This window comes from Bradyrhizobium sp., from assembly GCF_049798375.1.
In the GTDB taxonomy this organism is placed as follows: domain Bacteria; phylum Pseudomonadota; class Alphaproteobacteria; order Rhizobiales; family Xanthobacteraceae; genus Bradyrhizobium.
This window is the reverse complement of the sequence record NZ_JBARGP010000012.1, coordinates 22,709-46,066: the sequence shown is the minus strand read 5'-3', so window position 1 is coordinate 46,066 and position 23,358 is coordinate 22,709. Positions and strand designations below refer to the sequence as shown.

Here is a 23,358-nt window from a genome sequence, read left to right as displayed (position 1 = left end):
TTCGGTGGCGCGACGGAGGCCATCGCGGCGGATTGCACCAGCCTGGTCGGATGCGGGCACGATCCAGGAATTCGGATCGCCTGCAGTCCGTATTGTTCATAAAGCGCATCGGTCAGTCTGGCGCCATCCGGCGGCGACCATTCGACCGTCTCGTAGATCAGCTCGCTACCCTCTGGCGCCGTGCCTCCCAAAGTCGGCGATGGGCGCGGTGCAGAGGCTCGGATCGATGGCGAAATCGCACGGCGCTTGACGACGTCCGTTACGACCGGCGTGGCGGCTGCCAGCCTTGGAGGCACCTGCCGGGTCACCCACTCGAGCAAGGTGGCGACATCGTGCGCCATGCCCTGCGAATTCGGAAGAACCCTCGGATCCTCGGCGGGCAGCTTATCGATCACAAGTAGCCTGGTGTCCGTGTTAGTTCCATGCCTGGCGTAAACGGCGCCGTCGATAGCGGCGGAAAACACCACCTGTCCCCGCTCCTGGAGGCGAACGAAGGCATCTCGCCATGTCGCGCTATCCGGCCTGCAGCCCGCGCCAATTATGGCGACCAGACGCCCACCATCACAAAGGCGCACCAGGGCCGAGGCGATGTGTCGGAGGGCAGCGTCGGCCATCGGTCGATCGACATTGGCGATCGCCGAGAATGGCGGGTTCACCAGGACGACGCTTGGTACGACGCGCGCGTCGAGGTGATCGTCGATCTGGGCTGCGTCAAACCGGGTGACCTCAACGCCGGTGAACAGATGGTCGAGTAGCGCCGCGCGCCCCTGGGCGAACTCGTTCAGAACGAGAGCGCCGCCGGCGAGCTCGGCAAAAACGGCGAGCAGGCCGGTCCCCGCCGAGGGCTCGAGAACCCGATCGGCCGGCGTAATACCGGCTGCGGTGCAGGCGACCAGCGCAAGCGGGATCGGCGTCGAGAATTGCTGCAGCGCCTGGCTATCCTCGGAACGCCGCGTATGGGTCGGCAGACAGCTCGCGATCCTCACAAGCATCGGCAGCATGGCCGTCGTCGAGCCGGCCCTGGCCCGGATAGCCGGGCCGAACTTGCGTAGAAACAGAACGGTTGCCGCCTCGCAGACGTCGTAGGCGGTTTTCCAGGTCCAGGCACCGGTTGCGTCCGATGCGCCGAACGCAGCCTCCATGACGCTGCGCAGGACAGCCGCATCGATACGCTGCCCCCGCTCCAGGTCGATCGAGAGTTGTCGGGCGGCTTTGACCGCAGCGGAGGTGAGAGTCGCGGCGGCATGCATCGAGAGCGGCGCGGCGGCAGCGCCGCCGGCGAGAGATTCAGTCATGACAAGGATCTTTCAGAGAGCAGGAACAGGCCGAACCGCGCGGCGCTCTCCTCAAGACCACTGCGATTCAAACCCTCCCGGCCCGCCTCTTCCTCTCAGTCGCTCTCAGTAAAACGGGGATCGGTGCCGTCGACCGATCCCACACAATCGCGGGGCGGCCGCAGCCGCCCCGATCACAATGCTACTCAGCCGCATCGCGCTGTTGCGGATCGTCGTCGTTGCTGCTCTCTGCATCATCCTCCTCGGCAGTGAGGAATTCTGGCAGCGTGCTCGCCTCCTCCGCTTGGAGCGATGACGCCACGGCGAGGTCGACGAGACGCAACGGCTCCGGCAGCCACCCGGAACCATCGAGGAGACGCTCGGCTTCTCTGGCCATATCGCCCTTCTTCAGGTGGTCGATCAGTTGCGCGCAGGATTCACCTTTGGCGTCCCGCACCGCCTCCAGAATGCGAGGCTTGGTGACCCGGCCGAGATAATTGTCGACCGTCGGTTTCCACCCAACCTTGGCCATGTCGAGACCGACAGCGCGCGCCACCACATCGGCTTGATCGAGCCGTGTGCGGACGGCGTGAGCTGAAACACGGCCCTGATTGAAACGGCTCGTGGGCTCATAGACCGCGTTGACCGCAAATGACGCACAATGCGCGAACAGTGACGTCTGCGATTCCCCGTCAAGTCTCGTGAGTGCATCCCACAGATCGTTCTCGCTGTTCGGCAACCTTGCCTTCCAGGATTCATGCCGGGCCTCGACGACCTTCGCAGATACGCTCTCCCTCAGGCCTGCAGCTTGAACGGGAAAGGTCGGCGTCCGAAGGCCGATCTCGAGGCAGCTCCCAGACGACGCGAAGCGGTAAAAGGCCGTCAGCGCGAAGTTGTGCAGCACCGCCAGGAAAGCAACCGAGGGATTTTCCGCCAGCGCATCCCGCAGCGCCAGCGTGCGGTGCGCTGTTAGCTCAATGAGAAGCCGATCGGGCAACGGCCTGGCCGGGTCGTCCTCCTCCTCCGGCTCGTTCAAAGCGCCGACAACCGAGATTGCCGTGCGCCGGACGGACGCGCCAGCCTCCTGCCCTTCCGTCGACGGCGCATCGGTGCGCTGGTCGGCAGCGAGATCGCTAGCTGCCGCTTCATCCTCCGGCCGGACATAGCCACGATCGACCGAAAGCCGTCCTTCGCAATCGATGCTGACGAAGACGCCGGCTCGGGCAATCGCGGTCGGATCATAGATCAAAGACCGGTCTTCGAACGCCGCGAGCGCCGCCTCGATCTCGCCAAGACGCTGGTCGACTGCTTCGGGCATCTCATCCGCATCCCGATATTTGGCTTCGAGCTTGGCTTGCTCGCTGGTCAGCGCCACGATCGTGGCCTGCTCGTCGGCCGTGAGGTGAGCCGGCCTGCCGTCGAGCTCGCGCAAGCCGTCGGTGTGGCCATAAGGAAACTCAACCGCCACTGAGATCCACCTCCATCCTTCGGTGGCGATCGTCTCGGCATCGGCCTTGAGCTTCTCGGTGACAAGACGATCGAGCAAGGCGACATCCTGGAGCCAGCCGCCATCATCAGGTTCGAACAGGTCGCGCGATATATGGCCACCAGCCTGCTCATAGGCGTCGAGCCCAATGAACTGAGCCCTGCGATCGGATGCACGGACGGTGTTTTCAGTCAGCATGCGCCGAATCTGATAGGGCTGATCGTGGCCCGAGCGGCTGATCGTCTCCCACACCTGCTCCTGCCGCGTATGATCCGCCATCACCGAGAAGGCCATGAGCTGCTCGAGCGTCATGCCGTCTTCGCCAAAGACGTCGTGCAGCCTGGGCGACACGGACGCCAGGCGTAGTCGCTGCTTCACGACGGCCGGGGTCACGAAGTGCCGGGCCGCGATGTCTTCCTCGGACAAGCCGGCTCCGCTCAAGACCTGGAACGCTCTGAACTGATCGAGCGGATGAAGTCCGATCCGCTCGTCGTTCTCTGCAAGCGAGTCGTCTTCAGCGATGCCGCCCTCGCGCACGACACAAGGAACGGCTTGGGTCTTCGACATGCGCTTCTGCTTCACCAGAAGTTCAAGCGCGCGATAACGCCGGCCGCCGGCCGGCACCTCGAACATGCCGGTCTCGTTGCCTTCTGCATCCACAATCGCCCGCACATTGAGACTTTGCAGAAGCGTACGCTGCGAAATGCTCTCTGCGAGTTGCTCGATCGAGAGCCCGGCCTTGATGCTCCGGACGTTCGACTGGCTCAGCACCAGCTTGTTGAACGGAATATCACGCGAGCGCGACAGAATGATCTTTTGGACAGCCTTCGTCATATCGATTCTCCGCGACGGGCGGCCGGGAGCCCTCTCTCGGCCTTCAACCCGTCGCGAGAGCCACGCCTTTCTCTCACTCTCCTGCTCGAGCCCCGGCAAGTCATGCAGCGTCCTGCTCCGCTCCCTCCATGATCGTCTCGGCAGCACGGTCCGGCACGAAGCCGAGGAGATAATCGGCGACCTTGCTGGCCTGCGACGCAGCGCGAACGATCGCGCGATTGTCCTCTCGCAGCACATCAAGCCAGGAGCCGATATAGTCGGCGTGCCGCACGGTCGGGACGATCCCGAGCGAAGCGCAACTGAACGCGGACGCAATCTCGGCGATGAGTTCTTCGAAGGCGTACTTCCTGGTGCCGAAGCCGCCCGACAAGTCACGATTGAGACGTGAGGGATGGCCGCTCGCATGTGCCAGCTCATGGAGCACCGTGCGATGCCAGTTGATCGGCTCGAAATAGGCTTGTGGCGGGGGCACCTGCACATAGTCCGCCGCCGGTGCGTAGAATGCGCGGTCGCCTCCAATGCGGAAATCGATCCCGCTCGCCCTGATCAGGGTTTCGACCTGCGGCGCGATCAGGCCTGGCGCAGGCGGCGCGGCCGCTTCGATTGCCGAAGGCAGATCGTCGCACTGATCCATATTGAACAGCGTGAAGCGCTTGAGGAAGGGAATCGCCTGCGCCTCGTCGCCCGTCTCGCTCGCACGCCGCTTTTCGTCGGCCGGTACGAAGCGGTCAGCATAGACGACAGTGGCGCCACGCTCGCCCTTGCGGACATGACCGCCGAGCGATAAGGCCTGGCGGAAAGTCAGCCAACTCTGACTTCGAAAACCGTGCTCGACCGCGGCGCCCCAGAGGATCAAAATGTTGATGCCGCGATATGGGCGGCCGGTCGCGACGCTTTTCGGCATGGCCAAAGATGCCTTCGCCGCTGCGGCGCCCCAAGGCTCTATCCAAGGCTCTATCCAAGGCTCTATCCAAGGCTGTACCCAAGGTACTCGGCCGGCCTCGAGCTCACTGATGATCTTGACGGTAATCTCGTCATAAAGGCTCCCCCGGTCCTGACCGGTAGCCGTCCGAGGATGATGTCTGGACATCGCGGGTCTCCGCGACGGGCGGAGCGAGCCTCTCTCGCAACCTGTGACCCGTCACGGCAAATCCGGCCGATGCTCTGACTCTCAGCCTGCTTCGCGAGGCACCGAGGCCGCCGACCGAATGCCCGCCTGCTGCGGCGGGGGAGCAATCGCGTTCGGCCTTGCCGGACACGACACCCGAGACAATGCGAATTCTGCGACGTCACCGCCGCGTTCATGATCCCGCTCGAAGTACCCAGGGCCGCGGCTCTGACCCGGCGTGCGCCAACGGCGCATCGCCCGCAACAAAAATGGCACCCGCAGGAGCGTGAGCATAGCGACGCCGTAAGGCGGCACGCGGGACCGAGTGCTGCGACGAGACCGGTTAACAGGGCACCCGGGAACGGGGCAGCGATGGCGACGCCGGAATGGCCCAACGGCGCGCCCCTTTCCCGAGTGCCCCGGCGAGACGCTCCGCAGTCCTTGCGCAAGCGATCGAAGCCGGATGGCCGAGACGCAACGCGGCTCGGTTCACGAGAGCCCGGGGGCGGTGCAAGGCCGCACGAGCCAGCGCAGAAAATTGTCAGCCGGAGATTTGGATGTCCTCGCGCGCATTGGTCTGCGCGTCATAGATCCTGATCTGAAGCATTGGAAAACGTCTCTTCAGCTCCACACCACCTGCCCTGGCGCCGTCGCGCGTTGCGAATTCGGCTTTCAGTCGCCCGTCAACTTCGAGCGCGTAGCCGGAGATCGGCGATTCACGGGTCGCTGCAGCCATTTCATCCCCATCCGTCAGCGAGGTGCTGAAGGCTCATGGGTAGCGTGAGTCGCTCGAACCACGCCAGATCCTCGGCGAACGCGGTGTTCGGACCCAGGGCGTAGATCCGGCAGGACCTCAAGCCCGCACGCGGGATGGCAGCGCGGCCGGCCTTAAAGGACGATCAGAGGCATGCCGCTTCCATCCGGCTAGAAAAAGACGCGGTAAGCCGGTGAAACAGACCGCCGCTCGAAGGACGGTGAGTCGATCGAACCGGCAGTCCGCCATCAGGTCCAGAGGTACCGGCCCCTGCAGCACAGCGGCCTGGTCGAACACATGCGTCAAATTTGAGAGCGCCTGCGCCCGGAGGATATATCGCCAGATAATGTGCTGCCCAGCAGGTAGCCGAGCGCGACGATCAGCATGCCACCGCAGCCATAGAACAAATAGGCTGGATGCTGACAGAAGGCCTTTGACTTCGAACAGGTCAAGACAGCCCAGTTGACACCCTTCGATGCGGCGTCGTGCGCGTCGTAGAAGACCGCCCCTGCGCAGCCCAGGATAATTGCGAGCAGAACGATGAGCTTTCCCATGGTTCCCTCAGCCGCAAACGGGGCGAGCTGGGGATGAAAAGATTCGGCGGCGGGAGAGATCATCAAGATAGTGGACATGCGGTCGGCTCAAGGCGGTTCTCCGAGCGGCCAATCTGGTGCATGACCGTTGCATCTTGTTCTCGGGCATCGTGTCGCGAACGCCGCTGAGCATCATATCATATGAGACGATTATCGCCATTTTATCCGACACGTTGCCCGCCAGCCTGCTTGGCATTTCCTGAACAAACCCGGAGCTGAGTTCGAGAAGCGCCGGCCGCCGACGCGAGCGATCTCAGCCAATAGGACCGAAGACATGAAGCACCTCATCCTTGCGCTGTTGGCGGCCTCGGTACTTTGGCCTGCCCGGGCGGCCGACATCAGCGGCCGCGCAAGCGTGATTGACGGCGACACCATCGAAATCCATGGCCAGCGTATCCGCCTTTGGGGTATCGACGCGCCAGAAAGCGCACAGCTTTGCCGCGGCGCCGACAGCGATCTCTACCGATGCGGAGCGCAATCGGCGAACGACGTTGCTGCATTTCTTGAGGGACGTGCGGTGAGCTGCGAGCCGCTCGATGCCGATCGGTACGGCCGGACTGTTGCCAGATGCTTCGCAGGCGGCATCGATCTCGCCGGCTGGCTGGTCGGTCGAGGGCTCGCGCTCGACTGGCCGAGATATTCGCACCGCCAGTATGCCACCCAGCAGGACGAAGCCCACCGCGCGGAGCGCGGCGTCTGGTCCGGCAGCTTCGTCGAGCCCTGGCGCTACCGCGCCTGTGTGCGTGCCGGCGGCCGACCGGCTAAGTGTTCCGATGAACCCTAATGGCAGTTCGTGAAACGTCTGTTTGGCATCGTCACACACTGCGCCGGGGCGGTATCTGCGCCGTCCGGAAGCAACGAGAGCTCGAGCGAGGCGGTGCCGCAGCAGCACGGCCGTGGCGCCTGCAACCTCGTGCGCAGCAGCGCGCGTGGCCCTACGGTGAACGTAAAGCTGGTGATCCAGGCAGTGCGCCTCACTCTGGCAGTCTGTGTCACCTCGACAGCTATCGGAGCATGCCGCTCGGCCGCGGACATGCAACAACCAGCAAATGGCAATGTAAGCGGTGAATTCAAAATGCATCATCAACTTTAGCGGCCCCAGCTTTCCGGCTAACAACCGCGGAGCGAGCTTTGATGGGAAGCTTGTAGGTTCTGTTGGTTCCGGTCGCTAGTTGTAGCGGCTTCCCTTCCCGTCCGGCTTCAGGAATCAATGGAGCATGGGCACGAAATCGCGCGAACGCATCTATGGAGCGTCAATCCGCCACGCCGCGGAGCGGGCGGCGCACGCGCGCAAGGAAGCTGACGCGCTCGCCTGCGATGCCTGGAACAAGCGTATGCTCGGTTACAAGGGACCGGCGCAGCCATCACCAACCTTGGGCGACGCGCTCAACGCTGGCTACGTGTATCTCGAGGTCCATTGCCACGGCTGCGACACCAACCAGACCGTGGCGCTCGCCGTTATCCGCCGCCCCAAGACGACACCGATCCACGAGCTTGAGCGCCGCATGTGCTGCAAGCAGTGCTCAAAATTGCGCGGCTATCGTTACAAGCGCTCGGCCCTGGTGGCGTTGCGGCAGACGAAGATATCGATGAGCACTCCAGCCTCTGTCTGGTGGCCGGGCGAGCGCTGATCGATGTGTAATTTGTATTCGATGACCAAGAATGTGGACGCGATTCGGCGCCTGTTCGGCGTCGAAGCTGGACGCGACCACACCGGCAACTTGCCGTCCATGCCAGGCATCTTCCCGGATTACCCGGCACCAATCGTGCGCAATGGCAGCGGCGGCCGCGAGCTGGTGCTGGCTCGCTGGGGCATGCCGTCATCGCAAAAGGCACTGATGGATGCGACGAAGCGGCGTGCCGAGAAGCTCCAGGCCAAGGGCAAGACGGTCGACTTCAAAGAGCTGATGCGGCTCGAGCCCGACAGCGGCACCACCAACATTCGCAACGTCAGCAGCGGACACTGGAAGCGCTGGCTCGGCCCTGCCAATCGCTGCCTGGTGCCGCTCACCTCGTTCAGCGAATACGACACCATCGAGGGCAAGAAAGTGCCGGTGTGGTTCGCGGCCGGCGACGATCGGCCCCTGCTGGCGTTCGCAGGCCTGTGGACCAACTGGACGTCGGTGCGGAAGGTCAAGGAAGGCGAGACGACCAATGACCTCTACGGCTTCCTGACTACCGATGCCAACGCGATCGTCAAGCCGATCCACCTCAAGGCCATGCCGGTGATCCTGACCAAGCCGGAGGAGTTCGATGTGTGGATGAATGCGCCCTGGGACGAAGCGAAAGCGCTGCAGCGTCCGTTGCCCGATGACGTGCTGAAGATCGTGGCGCGCGGTACCAAGGAAGATCCTGCCTCATAAATAAGTTCGTTGCGGCCAGGCGGTACGCCGATCCAGAGATCGCCGCCCGAAAGCCCATGGAAATCGCCAACGGCCTCGGTGAGGTCTGGGACGGCAGGCTGTTCATCGAATGGTCCCTGGTTCGAATCCAGGCCGGGGAGCCAACAAAATCAATAAGTTGGCCCCTTCCCTCCTCAAACCTAGACACCTATTTTTTGTTGGGGCCACACGCATTCTGGCGTGCGTTGTCCACTGCAATGTCGCAATGAACCGGCCGCGCATCTCGTCCCCTCGACAATTGCGATAGATTTGCTGGTTTGGACCCGACGACAAAAAACCCGCCGGGGGATCGCCGGCGGGCTTCTGACAGTTTCGCGGAACGCAGTACAAAGCCGGCGACAAGTTCTTGGTTACAGCGAAATGATTGCTGCCGTGTTACCGCGCCGTCTCGCGCCAGCGCATCAAACTGCGCGCAAGTTCTGAGCGTTCATCTTGCCGCTCCGGCGATCAGCCACGGCTTCAAAAGACACTTTCTGACCTTCGCGGAGACCATCAAGCCCGGACCGCTCGACCTCGCTGACGTGTACAAAGAGGTCGTTGCCGCCGTCATCCGGGGCGATGAAGCCGTAACCCTTGGTCGCGTTGAACCACTTCACAGTACCTATAGCCAATTCCCTTTTCCTTCTTCTGAAAGCTGATGATTTAAGCCACCAGATTTCGATTTCTTTCAAGTACCCGGCGGCGCGACCGTGCGCCGCCGTTGCGGCAACGAAGACACAGGCGGCCGTGAAGATAGCCACCGGGTGAACCAAATCACATGCAAACGCGACATCAGTCGTATGCATTGCTCGGAGGGGATTTGCCATGAACGCCGCAATTGCTCGAGTTTTTGCCAGCGTATCGTCTTCAGACGATTCCGAGACCTTGAAGCTTCTAGCGATATTCAGCCTATCGGGCCTACTTCTGAGCGTGATCTCAGCCTATTTCGGTCTAGCTACGAGCTGGGCTTTGTTCTGACGGATAGTACCGGCGGCGCGCACCTGTGCCGCCGGCAGGCCCGAAGTTACAGAGCTTCCGTCCCTCCCAGCTCGAAGAGCCGATCACTGACCCGGCCATAGAATCTAAGGGCTCGTTTCCCCGACCACTCGGCGCAGCCTCCGCAACCGAACGGCGAGCCGCTTGTTTTCGGAGCGTGAAAACAGTCATACTTCAGAATGAAAAGCGCAATACGTTCGCGCCGCGGCCCTCGACCTGGATCCGGCAGAAAACCAACGGGCAACGATCCCGCGCGAACAATCGGGCTTTCGAATGAATTCGTCGACAAGGTCGATCACTGGGCAAGCCAGCAGGAGGACCAGCCAAGCCGCTCCGAAGCTATCCGCCGGCTGGTCGAGATCGGGCTGAAGGCGAAGAAATGACGGGCAAGATCCGGATTAACAAAGCCTGGACCCCGGAAGAAGAAGAGCGCCTTGCGACGATGGTCAAGAACGGTCGCTCAAAATTCGGCATCGCAGCTAACTTGGGCCGAAGCATGCAAGCCGTGGCAGCCCGAGCTACGCGCCTGGGCCTCTCGCTGGCGCGTCGGAGACCGGGCGAAGCGACGACGCGACCGACTGCGGCAACTTCGGACTAATAAGCAGCGCCGCTCGGGTCGGGTTCGATTTAGCGATTTGTTAACGATCAAAGATCAACTTGTAGCTTCCGGACGATCGACATTCCGTATGGGAGTCGCCGTGGGCAGCCAACTTCAGAACGGGCCCTTTTTGCGCATCGAGCCCGCCTTGGTCCGGGCGTGCAGCCATTGCGGCCAGCAGCCTGCCCTTATCCGATCCATGCTGGATCCCAGACAGGGTCGCACTGTTCGCATGTTCAAGTGCCAGTGCGGCGAGCAGACTTGGCGGGAAGACAAGGCGTAGTCCGGCGGGTGCAGGGGGCTGTTGCCGGAAGATCAACACCCGACTGCCGCACTGGCATCTGGTCAGCCAACCCACTTGCCAGTAGTCGGGTCGAGACTGTGACCCAGTTTGCGGTGCTCGATGATTTTGCCGAGGTCACGCTTACGATGTCGCCTGACGATCCATTCCCCGACGTCTTCCACGATTAGAAAGGCCAAGGCGAGACCTATGAGAAATAACCACATAACCTCGATCTCCGGCTTCGATTAGCGAGGCTCGGTACGCCCGGTCTATTTCAACCGTGTTTCGTCGGACTTGAACTTGGTTTCGCCGAGCTAAATTATGCGAAGCTCACGGTGTACTGTGGCGACCCAGTCGAGAAGTCCTCCCGATCAGCGGTGAAGGCCTCGGCAACCTCATCGATTGCAAGCTGCAGGTGGTAGAGCGCCACCGCGCGCGGCGTGTTTCCCAAGTAAGCACTATGGGTGTACGGCCGGATTTTACCGAGCAGCTCGAGCAAGGGCGCGTCTTTGCTCTCACGAATGGCTGCGTGCAGCTCCTCCATTTTTTGCCGGCGATACTCTCGTGCGTCGTTCGTGCTCATAAGAGCACCAGAACAAAACAAGAACAAAAAGTCGAGTCCGAAGATTGCGGTTCGGCTTAGGAACTATCCCCTTCGGAGAGAGTCGCCCGTGCGTCCCGGCCGTCCGGGGCATCGTACGTGGCCTCGCGCATGTCCCCCCGCTGCGCGGGGTCACTTCGTTTCGGAACGAATCCGCTACGACGGATTCAAATCAGAATGAGCGCGTGTCGGCGTTGTGATGATGCCAGATGGATTTGCGAGGCCCACCCGATGCGGCCTTGGGGTGATGGTCCGCGAGCATGCCCTTGCGGCGCGGCCGCCGATCCCTGCCCCATCTGCAACAAGGTGCAAGAGGACGATATCCCGGAGCTACCGGCGGGATTTGTGTCTGACGTGAAACGATCCTGGCCTTGGTGGTGGGGGTGACAGGCGCCGCGTCCCGTCAGACCTTAGTGAGCCATCCAGAAGAGGACGTGCACGCCTGCAGCCACGATGCCCATCACGCCAAATACCGCGAGCGATAAAAACGCGATCTCCGGCAACGTGAGATATTGACGTCTAACCATTGCGCAGCCCCCCGACCCCGCGAATCAACTAGAGTGAGTGTCTGCCAGCTCGCGCGCGGCGCAATTGCAAAATTGCTGGATTCGCGATTCAAAAAACCTGCACATAGATCGCGTGCATGCCCGCACCTTACCTGCCATGCCTGCCCAGTCCCTCCAAAACCGTGCCTGATCGAGACCTTTGGTTGCATGAGATCAAATATGATGGCTACAGATTGATAGTACTGCGTGACGGCAAGCGCGTTCGGCTGCTCACGCGTAACGGCAATGATTGGACGCATCGCTTTCCATGGATCGTCGAGGACGCGCTAAAGAACCGCCGCACTCAGTTCGTGATCGATGGGGAGGCTGTGATCCTCGGAGTCAATGGCACGTCAGATTTCAACGCCCTGCATTCCCGCCGGCACGACGCGGAAGTGCAGCTTTATGCATTCGACTGCTTGGCACTCGACGGAGAGGATTTGCGCGAGCTACCACTATCAGTCCGCAAGACCAACCTCGCACGACTATTGGCGCGCCGACCCGACGGAATTTTTGTCGCGGATTATGAGCACGGCGAAATTGGCCCGGACCTGTTCCGAAAGGCATGCGAATTCAGGCTCGAAGGAATCGTCTCCAAACGCTCTGATCGGCCGTACCGCGCCGGTCGATCGAAGGACTGGATCAAAGTGAAGAACAGAACGCATCCCGCTATGGAACGCGAGTTATTTTAGCTGTTGTCTTTCATGTGAAAGACCTCTTGCCCTGCTATCTCGCGTGTCTGCCAACTTCGCCCAATCCGCGGCAAGTTCTAGCCATGCCGTCTTGTCAGAAAGGCTCCTTGCCTTCTCAGCGTTGCGAGCGCACTCCTCCGCTTTGAGCCGGAATGTACCGGCATGAGGTTCCATAATGACCTCCATAAAGGAGGTGCAACGGCAGGCCGGAGCATACGTGCCTGCGCAAAGATATAGGCTCGGCGCGCCTTATCGCATGGAACAATCCAGCAGGAAGCGGCGCGCTTCCCCTGGAATTAAGTATCGCTCAGCATCAAGTCCGATTCCGCGTCGAGCGTGGCCCGCGCTTCACCGGCTTCGGCGGGTCCGTTGGTCCCAGCAGCTTCTCCAACTCGAAGCACAATAGGGCAGCGACGGCCTGCCTCGCGGTCGCGACCTTTGCGCTCTTCGCAATCGATGAGCCGAGATCGAAATCCTGCTCCAACAACCAGGGCGGCGCGACTCCACCGGCAGACAACAAAGGCGAATTCAAACCCCAATCACGAGACGGACTGGATGAACCGACTCGCCGATGCCAAACGTGAGATCGCGATCGACCTTCTCTGGGTCAAAGTAGGTGCCAAAGAAGTGGTCCCAAATTGGAAAAAGCACCGCAAATTACGGTTGTAGTGTGCGGGATTCTCACTGTGGTGAATGTGATGAAAGCGAGGGGTAACGATTATCCACTCCAGCCATCGATTTCCCCACCAGACATTCAGATGCATGAAATCATTTGGGATGGTATTCTTTAGAACAACTGCCCAGAAAACCCACCGCGGAGAAAATGCGAGAAGTCCTCCCACCAGAATATATGGCAAGTTTTGCAGGATGGCTTGGACAAGAGACAGCTGAATGCCACTCATCCAGTATAGGTAGATCGGACCGCACACCGCGCCATGTAAGAACGAAACACTCGGCGGCTTGGGGGCGCTGCAGGACTGAAGACCCTCGAGATAGACCTTCTGACGGCAGAACCAGGTGCATGGTCCAGCCAGCTTCATTGGCATACCGAGGCGGAGGAGCTCGTTTTGTGGTCGAAGGTGAAGTTGTGCTTGCCGGAACGGCTGGAGAAGAGATGTTGCAAACCGGTGATAGCGCCGGGTTTCCGCCTGGTAAGGAGTTCAGTCATCACCTTCAGAACAGATCATCGAAACGCGCCGTCATCTTGAAGGTCGGACCGTGCAACTTGCGCGATGATGTGAGCTACTATCCGGCCTTGGGCCTAAGGGCGATGGCCGCGGATCACTTTCGCTTTGATGATATGCCATACCAGCTATTCGCTTGGACTGCCTTGAGGCGAATGTCTAAATTGAGCGTTGTTTGATCCCGCACGCGGTCCGACATCTTTGATGTCCGACCCTTCCGGCACGCGTGACCGAACGTCGTGCGCGAGAAAACTCAAAGCCTCTTATTTCACCTTGACCTTCGCGCCCCGCCTCGAGGAGATTGGTGCGACGGGGCGAGAAGCGTGCAGCGCGACAATGGCGTCGATTCTCTGTACAGCGCAGAAGTCGACGGGGCTACCGCTGCTTTACGCCGGAGCGCCAGATTCCGAAGGTGAAATCCCGTCGCGCGGATGTCAGCAAGTATGTGGTCGCTGACACAACGGACCGAGCGCTTCTTGCGCCAAGAACCAGATACCTTCTCGGGAACTGGGCTGCCCTTCACGACAATCAACAGTCCATTTCTGTCATTCACGTAGACGTCGAACATGCTTTCCCCCGCAACAACATTAGCGGCGTTCAATGGGCGTGGTCACGCAAGCGCAACAGGTACTGAAATCCCACGGATTAGGCGGACTGATTGTACTCACGCATGGCCTGTCGCGCGACGGTCTGCAGCGCGCTGAGGGTGGTCTCGCCGCGCTGCGCGGCCCACAGAAGGCGTGCGGCGACGAATTTGCGGGTGGCGTGATCGCCGCCATTATTGGGAAGCTTGCGGCAGGCCTCTTCCAGGACAACGTCGAGGTTCGCTGCGGTCCGCTGGTCGAAATTTGTCATGGGCTTGGCCATTGCAGAGGAAAGGAGTTAAAAATGCTCGGGCACAAATATTTGCCCCGCCGAGGCGAATTTTGGCGCAATCGCAGCCGGAGGCCGCAACACGTGCTAGGCTAGATCGCTCGAAAGCGCGGCTTATCCCCGAATTCCCCATAATCCCACGCGACGAACGCTTGAACGATTTTCCGAACGGACTCCGGCGCGGATGTTTCCGGCATGACGGCGGAGACTGCAGCACAATGGAGGACCGGCAAGGGACAGCCATCGGCAAGAGGCAGCCATCGCGCTGCAATTGCGAAGTGTTGGTGCAGCGCTGATCCGATCGCCGACACCCAGGAGGAGCCCGGTCGCGCGTGCGGGAGCCCGTCCTTCGTGTAACCTTTCGTCCCCTGAACCGTTTTGTTAAGAAAGCCGAACGGTCGCGGCGAGCCGCCTGTCGCGACGGTTTGACCGAGGTACATTAGAATGTCTTCGAAACACTCGATGGACTGGATGCTTTCGGAAGCCATCGGCCAACTCGCGCGGGCCGAGCGGATCCATCGACAATTTTTCAGATTGAACACGACAGCGGAGCTGCCCGCGCCCAGCTGGGAACCTCCAGTGGACGTGCTTGAGACAAACGAGGCGATCCTGATCTTTGTGGCGCTGCCGGGAGTGGATCCTCAGACTGTGGACACCGTCATCGAGGGAGACGCCATCGTGATCTCTGGACGGCGTGAGTTGCCGAGAGAATTGAGAGACGCGCACATCCATCGTCTCGAACTGCCCCAAGGGCGCTTCGAACGGAGGATTCCTCTTCCGGTCGGACGCTACGCGGTGAGCCGGACGTCCACCAACGGTCACCTCCTCCTCCGCCTCGCCAAATCCATCTGAGACGCGCAATGAGCCCTGAAGACACGTCCGGCGGCGCCGGCCCTGGAGCTGTCCAAACCCCTTTGGACGCGTTGATTATTGTTCCCGTTCGCGACGCCGTGGTGTTTCCTGGCGTGATCGCTCCGATCACAATCATGAGGCAGAAGTCGATCGCTGCCGCCCAGCAGGCGGTGCGCGAGCAACGGCCGATCGGAATCCTGCTTCAGCGCAATCCTGATGTGGACGATCCGCTTCCGGTCGACCTTCACCGCATCTGCACCATCGCAAATATCGTGCGGTACATGACGGCGCCCGACGACACCCATCACATCATCTGTCAGGGTGTACGGCGCGCACGCATTCTCGACTTCATTTCCGCCGTGCCGTTCCTGGCAGCGCGCGTTCAAGAGATCGAGGAGCCTCAAACGAAGTCGCCCGACATCGAGGCGCGATTTCTGAACCTGCAGCGGCTCGCGGTTGAAGCCATCCAGCTACTGCCTCAGGCACCGCCGGAATTGCTGGCAGCGTTCCAGTCGATGACGTCGCCGCCGGCTCTCGCAGACCTCGCGGCGTCCTACTTGGATATCAAGCCCGAGGAGAAGCAGGAAATCCTGGAGACGGTGGATCTCACCGCCCGTATGGAGAAGGTGTCTCGCGTCCTCGCCCAACGTCTTGAGGTCCTGAGATTGTCGGCCGAGATCAGTCAGCAAACCAAGGCCGTGTTCGACGAGCGCCAGCGCGAGGCGGTGCTGCGTGAGCAGATGGCGACCATCCAGCGCCAGCTTGGCGAGGGCGACGGCAAGGCGCGGGAAGTCGCCGAACTGACAGAGGCGATTACCAGGGCGCAAATGCCTCCCGAAGCGGATGCTCAGGCGCGCAAGGAGCTGCGGCGCTACGAGCGTACTTCCGATGCATCCGGAGAGTCCGGCATGATCCGGTCCTATCTCGACTGGCTCACTGAACTTCCTTGGACGGCAGACGCCGAAAAGTCGATCGACATCGCCGACGCCAGAAAGATTCTGGATGAGGACCACTTCGGTCTCGAAAAGATCAAGCAGCGGATCGTCGAATATCTGGCGGTCCGCAAACTTGCTCCGCGGGGCAAGGCGCCGATCCTGTGCTTCGCTGGCCCTCCGGGCGTCGGCAAGACGTCTCTCGGGCAATCGATCGCGCGAGCGCTGGGCCGCCCTTTCGTGCGCGTCAGTCTCGGCGGTGTGCATGACGAAGCCGAAATTCGCGGGCACCGTCGTACCTATATCGGCGCCCTGCCCGGCAACATCATTCAAGGCATCAAGAAGGCTGGCGCCCGCAATTGCGTCATGATGCTGGACGAGATCGACAAGATGGGCCGTGGCGTTCAGGGCGATCCATCCGCCGCGATGCTTGAGGTTCTGGATCCGGAGCAGAACGGAACATTCCGGGACAATTACCTCGCCGTCCCCTTCGACCTCTCTCGTGTTGCCTTCATCGCGACCGCCAATAATCTCGAAACCATCCCAGGACCATTGCTGGACCGCATGGAGGTCATCAGCCTTCCCGGCTACACCGAGGACGAGAAGCTCGAGATCGCACGCCGTTATCTGGTTCGGCGCCAGATGGAGGCGAACGGCCTCGTAACGCAACAGGTCGGCTTTGAGGCCGACGCGCTGCGCCTGATCATCAAAGGATATACCAGGGAAGCCGGGGTCCGTTCGCTGGAACGGGAGATCGGACGCGCGCTGCGGTACGCGGCGGTCCGGATCGCTGAAGGCTCGTCCGACAAGATCGTGATCTCGGCCGGAGAGCTCTCCACGATACTCGGCCAGCCGCGCTTCGAGGGTGAGATTGCCTTGCGGACCAGTGTGCCCGGCGTGGCGACCGGTCTGGCCTGGACGCCGGTCGGCGGCGACATTCTCTTCATCGAGGCTACTCGCGTGCCCGGCAGAGGCGGCCTGATCCTCACCGGCCAGCTCGGCGACGTCATGCGCGAGAGCGCTCAGGCAGCCATGACCCTCGTCAAGAGCAAGGCCTCAGAACTCGGTATCGAGCAAACCGTGTTCGAGAAAAGCGACATCCACGTCCATGTCCCGGCCGGCGCGACACCCAAGGATGGACCAAGCGCGGGAGTGGCGATGTTCACCGCGCTCACCTCGCTGCTGACCAACAGGACCGTCAGGAAGGACACAGCCATGACCGGCGAGATATCGTTGCGAGGTTTGGTGCTGCCCGTCGGCGGCATCAAGGAAAAGGTCGTCGCGGCCGCGGCGGCCGGATTGACGCGCGTCATGCTCCCGGCCCGCAACCGCCGGGACTTCGACGACATTCCCAAGGGGGCCCGCGACTCGCTGGAGTTCATCTGGCTCGAGCGCGTCGACCAAGCCGTCGAGGCTGCCTTGGATCCACTGCCGGAATGACGCGCGCGTCGACCGTGCCGAAACGCCTGCAGCCGATGTTGGCGACGCTGACGGATGCACCGTTCGACGATCCTGGCTGGGTTTTCGAGGACAAGTTCGACGGCTTCCGGATGGTCTGCGAAGTCCGCAAGGGCAAGGTCGCGCTCTACAGCCGCAATGGCCAGATCATCAGCGAGTCGTATGTCGAGGTCGCCAAAGCGCTTGAAGGCGTGAAGGGCGACGCCGTCATCGACGGCGAGCTCGTCGCCGTCGGCAAGGACGGCGTGTCTCACTTTCAGCTGCTGCAGAATGCGTTGCGCCACGAGGCCAGGCTGCTCTATTGCGCATTCGATCTCATGTTCGCCGGCGGCGAGGATCTGCGGAAGCTGCCGCTTCTGCAGCGCAAGAAGCGGCTCCGGGCCATTCTGCCGCGTCACAAGCTGATCGCCTTCAGCAAGCATCGCGAGGCACGCGGAAAAAAGTTCTTCGCCGAGGCCGAGCGCAAGCACCTCGAAGGCATCATGGCAAAGCGCGCCGACAGCGCTTACGCCTCGGGAAGCCGGACAGCCGACTGGCTCAAGGTCAAGACCGCGCAGCGGCAAGAAGTCGTGATCGCAGGCTTCACCGCGCCAAGGCGCACCAGACCGTTTCTTGGAGCCCTCGTCCTCGCAGTGCGCGAGGGCGGCGCATGGCGATACATCGGTCATGTGGGCACCGGCTTCAGCCACCGAACGCTCGAAGAGCTCCATGGAAAACTAACAGCGCTGAAGACCGACCAATCGCCCTTCCCGGCCAAGGTCAAGGACGAGCACGTCACGACCTGGGTCCGCCCGTCGCTGGTTGCCGAGGTGAAGTTCGCAGAGTGGACCAGCAAGGGTGAGTTGCGCCAGCCGGTCTATCTGGGCATACGGTCGGACAAGAAAGCGAGTGACGTGGTGCGGGAGCGCCCGCGAAAGCTGGCCCGGATATCGCGCAAGGAGCGGAACTGAGCGGTCGTCGTTCTGTCCAGAGTGAGCCACAGATGACCGGCACGAGAGCAATCGCGCACATCAGACCTAGCCTCAATGTTGCTTTCGACTTGGCGGGAGTCGCTCGGGAACGAGTTGATGCAAAAAAGGCGTAGCAGGCGCTTGCCAGCGAATTGCCAAGCCGAAATGAATTCAGTCGATCGGAGCCCGCCGGGTATGCCAGTCCGTCACCGATTGGAAGGCATGCCCGGCGCGGGCGAGCACATCTTCCGACAGATGCGGGCCGACCAGCTGCATGCTGAGCGGCAGACCATCCGAGGCCACACCGTTCGGCAGCGTGATGGTCGGGCTGCCCGAGAAATCAAACACCGCGGTGAAGCGCAGGATACTGAGCAGCACGTTCGGATCGGCGCCATATTCGCCCATTTTGGTCAGAGTCGGGATTGGCACGGGCATGGTCGGAATCAAGAGCAGGTCGACGTCGCTGAATAAAGCAGCAAGGCTCCCGCAGAACTTCAGCCTCTCGTGATGGATCTGCGCGATCTCGACGCCATTCACCGACCTGCCCTGCTCGATCAGCTGCGCCAGATCGGGACCGTATTCCGACCTCCGCGCCGGATAGGTCTCCGAATGGGCCTCTGCTGTCTCGACTGAGCACATCGGAATCCACATGCTCACGAGCTTCTCATAGGCCGGAAATCTGACCTCGCGCATATCGGCCCCGAGCGATGCAAGCGTGCGCTCAGCTTCCAGCAAAGCCGTGACCACCTGAGAATCGATCCCGTTCTGGGCGTAGCTGCGATCCACACCGATCCGCAAGCCGCGGATACCGTCTTCGAGACCGGCCAGATAGTTCGGTACCGGTGCCAGCAAAGCTGTCGGGTCATTGCCATCTGGCCCCGCGATGACGCCGAGCATGGCGGCCGCATCTGCCGCGCTTCGGCACATCGGCCCGACATGGTCGAGCGAGTCCGCCAAGGGAAAAACGCCATGACGGCTGACACGTCCCCACGTCGGCTTGATTCCGGTCAGCCCGCAGGTCGCCGACGGAAATCGGATCGAGCCTCCAGTGTCACTGCCGATCGAACCGAAGCAGAGCCCGGCCGAGGTCGCCACGCCCGATCCGCTCGAAGACGAGCCAACCCAATAATCGACACCCCAAGGATTGAGCGGCGCCTGATCGTTCGGATGGTGGCTGGTATAGGCGCCCTCGGTCATCTTCAGCTTGCCGAGGGTTATGGCGCCGGCGTGCTCAAGCCGATCCACGACGGTGGCATTGAAGGACGGAACGAACTTGGCGTGAATCGTAGTGCCGCCCGCCGTGGGGGCAAAAGTTGTGTAGCAGAGATCCTTCAGCGCGATCGGCACGCCATGCAGCGGCCCGCGCCACACGCCTTTCGCAAGCTCAGCGTCGCAGCGCTTGGCTTGGGCCATGGCTCGCTCCGCGAGAACGAATGCATAACTGTTGAATCTGTCGTCGAGCCTGGCAATCCGGCTCAGCATGGCCTCGGTCACCTTCGAGGGGAGAAGCTCCCCGCGGCGGAACAGCTGAGAGAGTTCTGTGATCGACTTGTAGTGGATTGGATCTGCTGACATCTGACAGCCCTGTTGTGGTCGGAAGCGGCTTCCCGAACCGGCGAGGCAGCCGGCCGGGCATCGTGGCTAACTGGGCCTCGGTGCGTCTAGAATTGCACTCCGCGCGTGAGCGCACCGTCAACCACGAGATTGGTCCCCGTGATGAAGCTCGCAGCCTTGCTGGCAAGGAACACCGCGGCGTTTGCCATTTCCTGCGGCGTGCCCATGCGGCCGGTCGGATTCAGCGCGAGCGCGGTCTTGTATAGCTCGGGATTGCCCTCCTTGATCTGATTCCAGACACCGCCCTCGAAATAGGTGTTGCCCGGCGAGACGGAGTTGGCGCGGATGCCTTTTCCGGCAAGCTGGAAGGCGAGCCCTTGTGTGTAGTGGATGATAGCGGCCTTGAACGTGCCGTAGGGACCGCTGGCGAAATCGACCTCCCGGCCTGACACGCTGGAGATCGTGATGATGGCGGCGGCCTTGCTCTGCTCCAGATATGGCAACGCCGCATTGACCAGGCGCACTGTGCCCATCATGTCGGTGGCGAATTCCTTCTCCCAGCTCTGCTCGTCCTGTCCGATCGAAAGCGCGCTGACATTGGCGACAACAACGTCGATGCCGCCGAGCTTGGCGGCCATATCCTCGACCCAGGCTTTGAGAGCCGGACCATCTGAGACATCGACCGGGCTACCGAACGCGGCGACGCCCTTTGCCTTGATCGCGGTGACCGCATTGTCGACATCGGCCGGATTGCGCGAGCAGATGCCGACATTGGCTCCTTCGGCTGCGAAGGTGTCGGCGATGGCCCTGCCAATCCCCCTCGTACTGCCGGTGACGAGAACCTTCGCTCCCTCGAGTCCGAGATTCATGTCCATTCCCTCCCTATCCACGACTTCGAACACGCATGCGGCCGTTCAGAGCAGCAGTTGCTCGCGGACATTAGGCTCATTGATCTCACCGCCAGCCAGCGACTGCGTAATCCTGCCCTTCTCCATGATGTAGCAACGCTCGGCGATCGCCAGGATCGTGTCGAGGTTCTGCTCGACGAAGATGATTGTGGTCCCGAGCTCGTCCCGGAACGACCTCAGCGCTTCGCAAATGTGCTGGACGATCGAAGGCTGGATGCCCTCGGAAGGCTCGTCCAGGATCATCAGGATCGGGTTGCCGATCAGCGCGCGGCCTATGGCGAGCTGCTGCTGCTCACCGCCGGACATGGTACCCGCGGCTTGCCGGCGGCGCTCTTTCAACCGCGGGAAATAGTCGTAAACAAGCTCGGGCAGCTTCTTGCCGCCGGGACCACCGATTAACTTCCCGACCTGCAGGTTTTCGTGGACAGTCATTTGCGGAAACACATCGCGCCCCTGCGGGATGTAGCCGAATCCCGCCCTCGCCCGCGCGTCGGCTTCAAGCTTTGTGACGTCATGCTCCATGAAGCTGATCGTGCCGCGCCATGTCTGCAGCAAGCCGATCAGGCATCGCATCAGCGTCGACTTGCCGACGCCATTGCGACCGATCACCCCGACGATCTCACCGCGCGAGACCGACATCGTCACGCCTTGCAGGATCGGTGTCGCCCCGTATCCCGCCCATAACTCCGATACGTCCAGAATTCGATCAGTGGGCATGGCTTTTACCCAGGTAGATTTCCGCGACTTTCTCGTCGTGCAAAATGCTTTCGAGATTGCCGCGCGCAAACACCTTGCCAAGATGCAGCACCGTGACGCGCTGGGCGACCTGGCGGACGAAAGCCATGTCATGCTCGACGACAAGAACCGTCATGCCTTCGGCATTGAGCGACTTGATCAGTTCGCCTGTCTTGAAGGTTTCGTCCGACGACATGCCGGCCGTCGGTTCGTCCAGCAGCAGGAGCTGCGGCTTCAACGCCAGCGCCATTCCAATCTCGAGCCATTGTTGCTGACCGTGCGACAGCGCGCCCGCGCGCTTTTCGCCATCCGCGGCGAGATTGAGCAGCGTCAACAGACGTTCCTCCTCGGCGATGCGTTCCGGCCCGGTCAGTCGGCCCTGGAGCGCGATCCGGACGTTCTGCCGGACCGGCAGCTCCTTGAACACGCTCGGAGCCTGCATCTTGATGCTCATGCCCCGCTGCACGCGTGCGTAGGGGCGCTTATTGGTGATGTCGACGGCATCGAACAGAATGCTGCCATGGGTTGGCGGATAAAGACCGACAATCAGTTTGAACAACGTGCTCTTGCCGGCGCCATTGGGGCCGATCAGGCAGTGGACCTCGCCTGCGTGGACCGCGAGATCGACGCCGGAGACGGCAGTCAGCCCGCCGAAGCGCTTGGACACGTCTTTGACTTCGACCAACGCCATGATCAGGTCTCTTCCGACTGCAACCGACCAGCCTCCGCGATGACGGCGCTGTCATCGCGCCGCCGACGCCCGCTCCACCAGTCGGCGACGAGTTTGCCGATGCCGAGCACAAAACCCTGCGGTGCCAGCATTACCGTGGCGAGGAGCAGCGCCCCCATCAGCACCAGCGCGGCCTGCTGGCTGTACACGGTGATGGTCTGAAAGCCGAACAGCAGCAGGAACGACCCGACCAAGGTCGCTGTCAGGTCGCTGCGTCCGGAGAAGGCGACCCACACGATGGGCATCGCCGCCGCCGGCAAGCCGATGCTGGATGGCGTGATGAACTGCCCCCAGGACGTGTACAGCGCGCCACTGAGGCCCGCCAGACCGCTGCCGATCACGAAGGTCAGCAACTGATATTTCCGGACGTCATAGCCGAGCATCTCCGCGCGCTGGGGATTCTCGCGCGTCGCCACGATAACGTTGCCGATTCCTGAGTTCACCAGCATGCGCAGCGCCATATAGACGATCACGATCAGCGCGATCATGACGTAATAGAGCGCCGATCCCTCGATATAGAAGTCACCCACCGTCAGCGGGTCCATGCCTTTCATGCCGTTGAAGCCGTTCAGCCGTGCCGGACCGATATGCCATTCCGGCCCCGCCGTTTGGCCGAGGAAGAAGGCCAGCACCAGCGTTGCCGATAACGTGACGATACCGAAGAAGATGCCGTTGATGCCGCCCCAGATCATGAAGTAGCCGAGGATTCCCGCCGCGATCATGGCGATGATCACGGAGAGTACCAGCGCGGCGATCGTCGCGGTGCCGCCGCCCATGTCGATCGCGAGCACGCCATATCCGTAACCGGCAATGCCGAAGAACAAGGTCTGGCCAAACGAGAGCATGCCGCCATAGCCCCACATCAGGCAGAGGCCGAGCGCCATGAAGATCCAGATTAGAAAATAGGCGAAATTGCCGACATCGTAGGAGTCAGCGAACAACGGGTAGGCCAGCGCTCCCGCCAACACAATCAAGAAGCAGGTCCAGAACCTCCAGCCACGTCCGAGCGTCTGTGGCCCTTCGAGCAGCTTAAACAT

Annotated in this window: 20 protein-coding genes and 1 pseudogene; 7 read left to right on the top strand and 14 right to left on the bottom strand. The window is 61.5% G+C overall.

The window, feature by feature from the left end; translation table 11 throughout:
- The 5 genes and pseudogenes from WA702_RS00560 to WA702_RS00540 form a co-directional block, all read right to left on the bottom strand.
- Positions 1-1,295 (bottom strand): annotated as a pseudogene (locus WA702_RS00560) (methylase); the annotation flags it as partial.
- 181 nt (positions 1,296-1,476) lie between these two features.
- On the bottom strand, positions 1,477-3,594 hold the full coding sequence (locus tag WA702_RS00555) for a ParB/RepB/Spo0J family partition protein (protein WP_425108574.1): 2,118 nt from the start codon (positions 3,592-3,594) through the stop codon (positions 1,477-1,479).
- 100 nt (positions 3,595-3,694) lie between these two features.
- Positions 3,695-4,684, bottom strand: coding sequence for an ArdC family protein (locus WA702_RS00550; RefSeq protein ID WP_425108573.1), 990 nt, complete (start codon positions 4,682-4,684; stop codon positions 3,695-3,697).
- 559 nt (positions 4,685-5,243) lie between these two features.
- Positions 5,244-5,438 carry a hypothetical protein gene (locus tag WA702_RS00545; RefSeq protein WP_425108572.1) on the bottom strand — a complete coding sequence of 65 codons (195 nt, stop codon included), beginning with the start codon at positions 5,436-5,438 and terminating at the stop codon, positions 5,244-5,246.
- Between the two features lie 320 nt (positions 5,439-5,758).
- The gene (locus WA702_RS00540; protein WP_425108571.1) at positions 5,759-6,088 is read right to left on the bottom strand and encodes a hypothetical protein; all 330 of its coding nucleotides are present in this window, start codon (positions 6,086-6,088) and stop codon (positions 5,759-5,761) included.
- A 235-nt stretch (positions 6,089-6,323) separates the two neighbouring features.
- On the opposite strand from WA702_RS00540, the gene WA702_RS00535 reads away from it, so the two are divergent.
- The 3 genes from WA702_RS00535 (at position 6,324) to WA702_RS00525 (ending at position 8,412) form a co-directional block, all read left to right on the top strand.
- On the top strand, positions 6,324-6,833 hold the full coding sequence (locus WA702_RS00535) for a thermonuclease family protein (RefSeq protein WP_425108570.1): 510 nt from the start codon (positions 6,324-6,326) through the stop codon (positions 6,831-6,833).
- 433 nt (positions 6,834-7,266) lie between these two features.
- Positions 7,267-7,680 (top strand): hypothetical protein, encoded by a 414-nt coding sequence (locus WA702_RS00530; protein ID WP_425108569.1) that lies wholly within the window; start codon positions 7,267-7,269, stop codon positions 7,678-7,680.
- Between the two features lie 3 nt (positions 7,681-7,683).
- On the top strand, positions 7,684-8,412 hold the full coding sequence (locus WA702_RS00525) for an SOS response-associated peptidase (RefSeq protein ID WP_425108568.1): 729 nt from the start codon (positions 7,684-7,686) through the stop codon (positions 8,410-8,412).
- Positions 8,413-8,852: 440 nt separating this feature from the next.
- Here the strand turns inward: WA702_RS00525 and WA702_RS00520 are convergent, their stop codons facing one another.
- Together WA702_RS00520 and WA702_RS00515 are read right to left on the bottom strand one after the other, a co-directional pair.
- Positions 8,853-9,062, bottom strand: coding sequence for a cold-shock protein (locus WA702_RS00520; protein WP_425108578.1), 210 nt, complete (start codon positions 9,060-9,062; stop codon positions 8,853-8,855).
- Positions 9,063-10,626: 1,564 nt separating this feature from the next.
- Entirely contained in the window at positions 10,627-10,890 is a 264-nt protein-coding gene (locus WA702_RS00515) for a hypothetical protein (RefSeq protein ID WP_425108567.1), read from the bottom strand.
- Positions 10,891-11,617: 727 nt separating this feature from the next.
- Between WA702_RS00515 and WA702_RS00510 the strand changes: the two genes are divergently transcribed.
- Positions 11,618-12,145 (top strand): DNA ligase, encoded by a 528-nt coding sequence (locus tag WA702_RS00510; RefSeq protein WP_425108566.1) that lies wholly within the window; start codon positions 11,618-11,620, stop codon positions 12,143-12,145.
- 539 nt (positions 12,146-12,684) lie between these two features.
- Here WA702_RS00510 and WA702_RS00505 read toward each other — a convergent pair.
- Positions 12,685-13,047 carry a sterol desaturase family protein gene (locus WA702_RS00505; RefSeq protein WP_425108577.1) on the bottom strand — a complete coding sequence of 121 codons (363 nt, stop codon included), beginning with the start codon at positions 13,045-13,047 and terminating at the stop codon, positions 12,685-12,687.
- 927 nt (positions 13,048-13,974) lie between these two features.
- Complete coding sequence (locus WA702_RS00500; protein ID WP_425108565.1) at positions 13,975-14,184, bottom strand: hypothetical protein; 210 nt, start codon at positions 14,182-14,184, stop codon at positions 13,975-13,977.
- A gap of 462 nt (positions 14,185-14,646) precedes the next feature.
- On the opposite strand from WA702_RS00500, the gene WA702_RS00495 reads away from it, so the two are divergent.
- The 3 genes from WA702_RS00495 to ligD are packed head-to-tail and all read left to right on the top strand — an operon-like array spanning position 14,647 to position 18,394.
- The gene (locus tag WA702_RS00495; protein ID WP_425108564.1) at positions 14,647-15,054 is read left to right on the top strand and encodes an Hsp20/alpha crystallin family protein; all 408 of its coding nucleotides are present in this window, start codon (positions 14,647-14,649) and stop codon (positions 15,052-15,054) included.
- 8 nt (positions 15,055-15,062) lie between these two features.
- Positions 15,063-17,426, top strand: coding sequence for an endopeptidase La (lon, locus tag WA702_RS00490; protein ID WP_425108563.1), 2,364 nt, complete (start codon positions 15,063-15,065; stop codon positions 17,424-17,426).
- Positions 17,423-18,394, top strand: a complete 972-nt coding sequence (ligD, locus tag WA702_RS00485) for a non-homologous end-joining DNA ligase (RefSeq protein WP_425108562.1) — start codon at positions 17,423-17,425, stop codon at positions 18,392-18,394. Before lon ends, ligD begins: the two co-directional genes overlap by 4 nt.
- 171 nt (positions 18,395-18,565) lie before the next feature.
- Here the strand turns inward: ligD and WA702_RS00480 are convergent, their stop codons facing one another.
- From WA702_RS00480 to WA702_RS00460, 5 genes are all read right to left on the bottom strand, one after another.
- Positions 18,566-19,969: an amidase gene (locus tag WA702_RS00480; protein ID WP_425108561.1), complete on the bottom strand. Its 1,404-nt coding sequence runs from the start codon at positions 19,967-19,969 to the stop codon at positions 18,566-18,568.
- A gap of 86 nt (positions 19,970-20,055) precedes the next feature.
- On the bottom strand, positions 20,056-20,817 hold the full coding sequence (locus tag WA702_RS00475) for an SDR family NAD(P)-dependent oxidoreductase (protein WP_425108560.1): 762 nt from the start codon (positions 20,815-20,817) through the stop codon (positions 20,056-20,058).
- A 45-nt stretch (positions 20,818-20,862) separates the two neighbouring features.
- The gene (locus tag WA702_RS00470; protein ID WP_425108576.1) at positions 20,863-21,573 is read right to left on the bottom strand and encodes an ABC transporter ATP-binding protein; all 711 of its coding nucleotides are present in this window, start codon (positions 21,571-21,573) and stop codon (positions 20,863-20,865) included.
- A complete protein-coding gene (locus WA702_RS00465; protein WP_425108559.1) occupies positions 21,563-22,282 on the bottom strand; it encodes an ABC transporter ATP-binding protein in 720 nt (239 codons plus the stop codon). Before WA702_RS00465 ends, WA702_RS00470 begins: the two co-directional genes overlap by 11 nt.
- Positions 22,283-22,284: 2 nt before the next feature.
- The gene (locus tag WA702_RS00460; protein WP_425108558.1) at positions 22,285-23,358 is read right to left on the bottom strand and encodes a branched-chain amino acid ABC transporter permease; all 1,074 of its coding nucleotides are present in this window, start codon (positions 23,356-23,358) and stop codon (positions 22,285-22,287) included.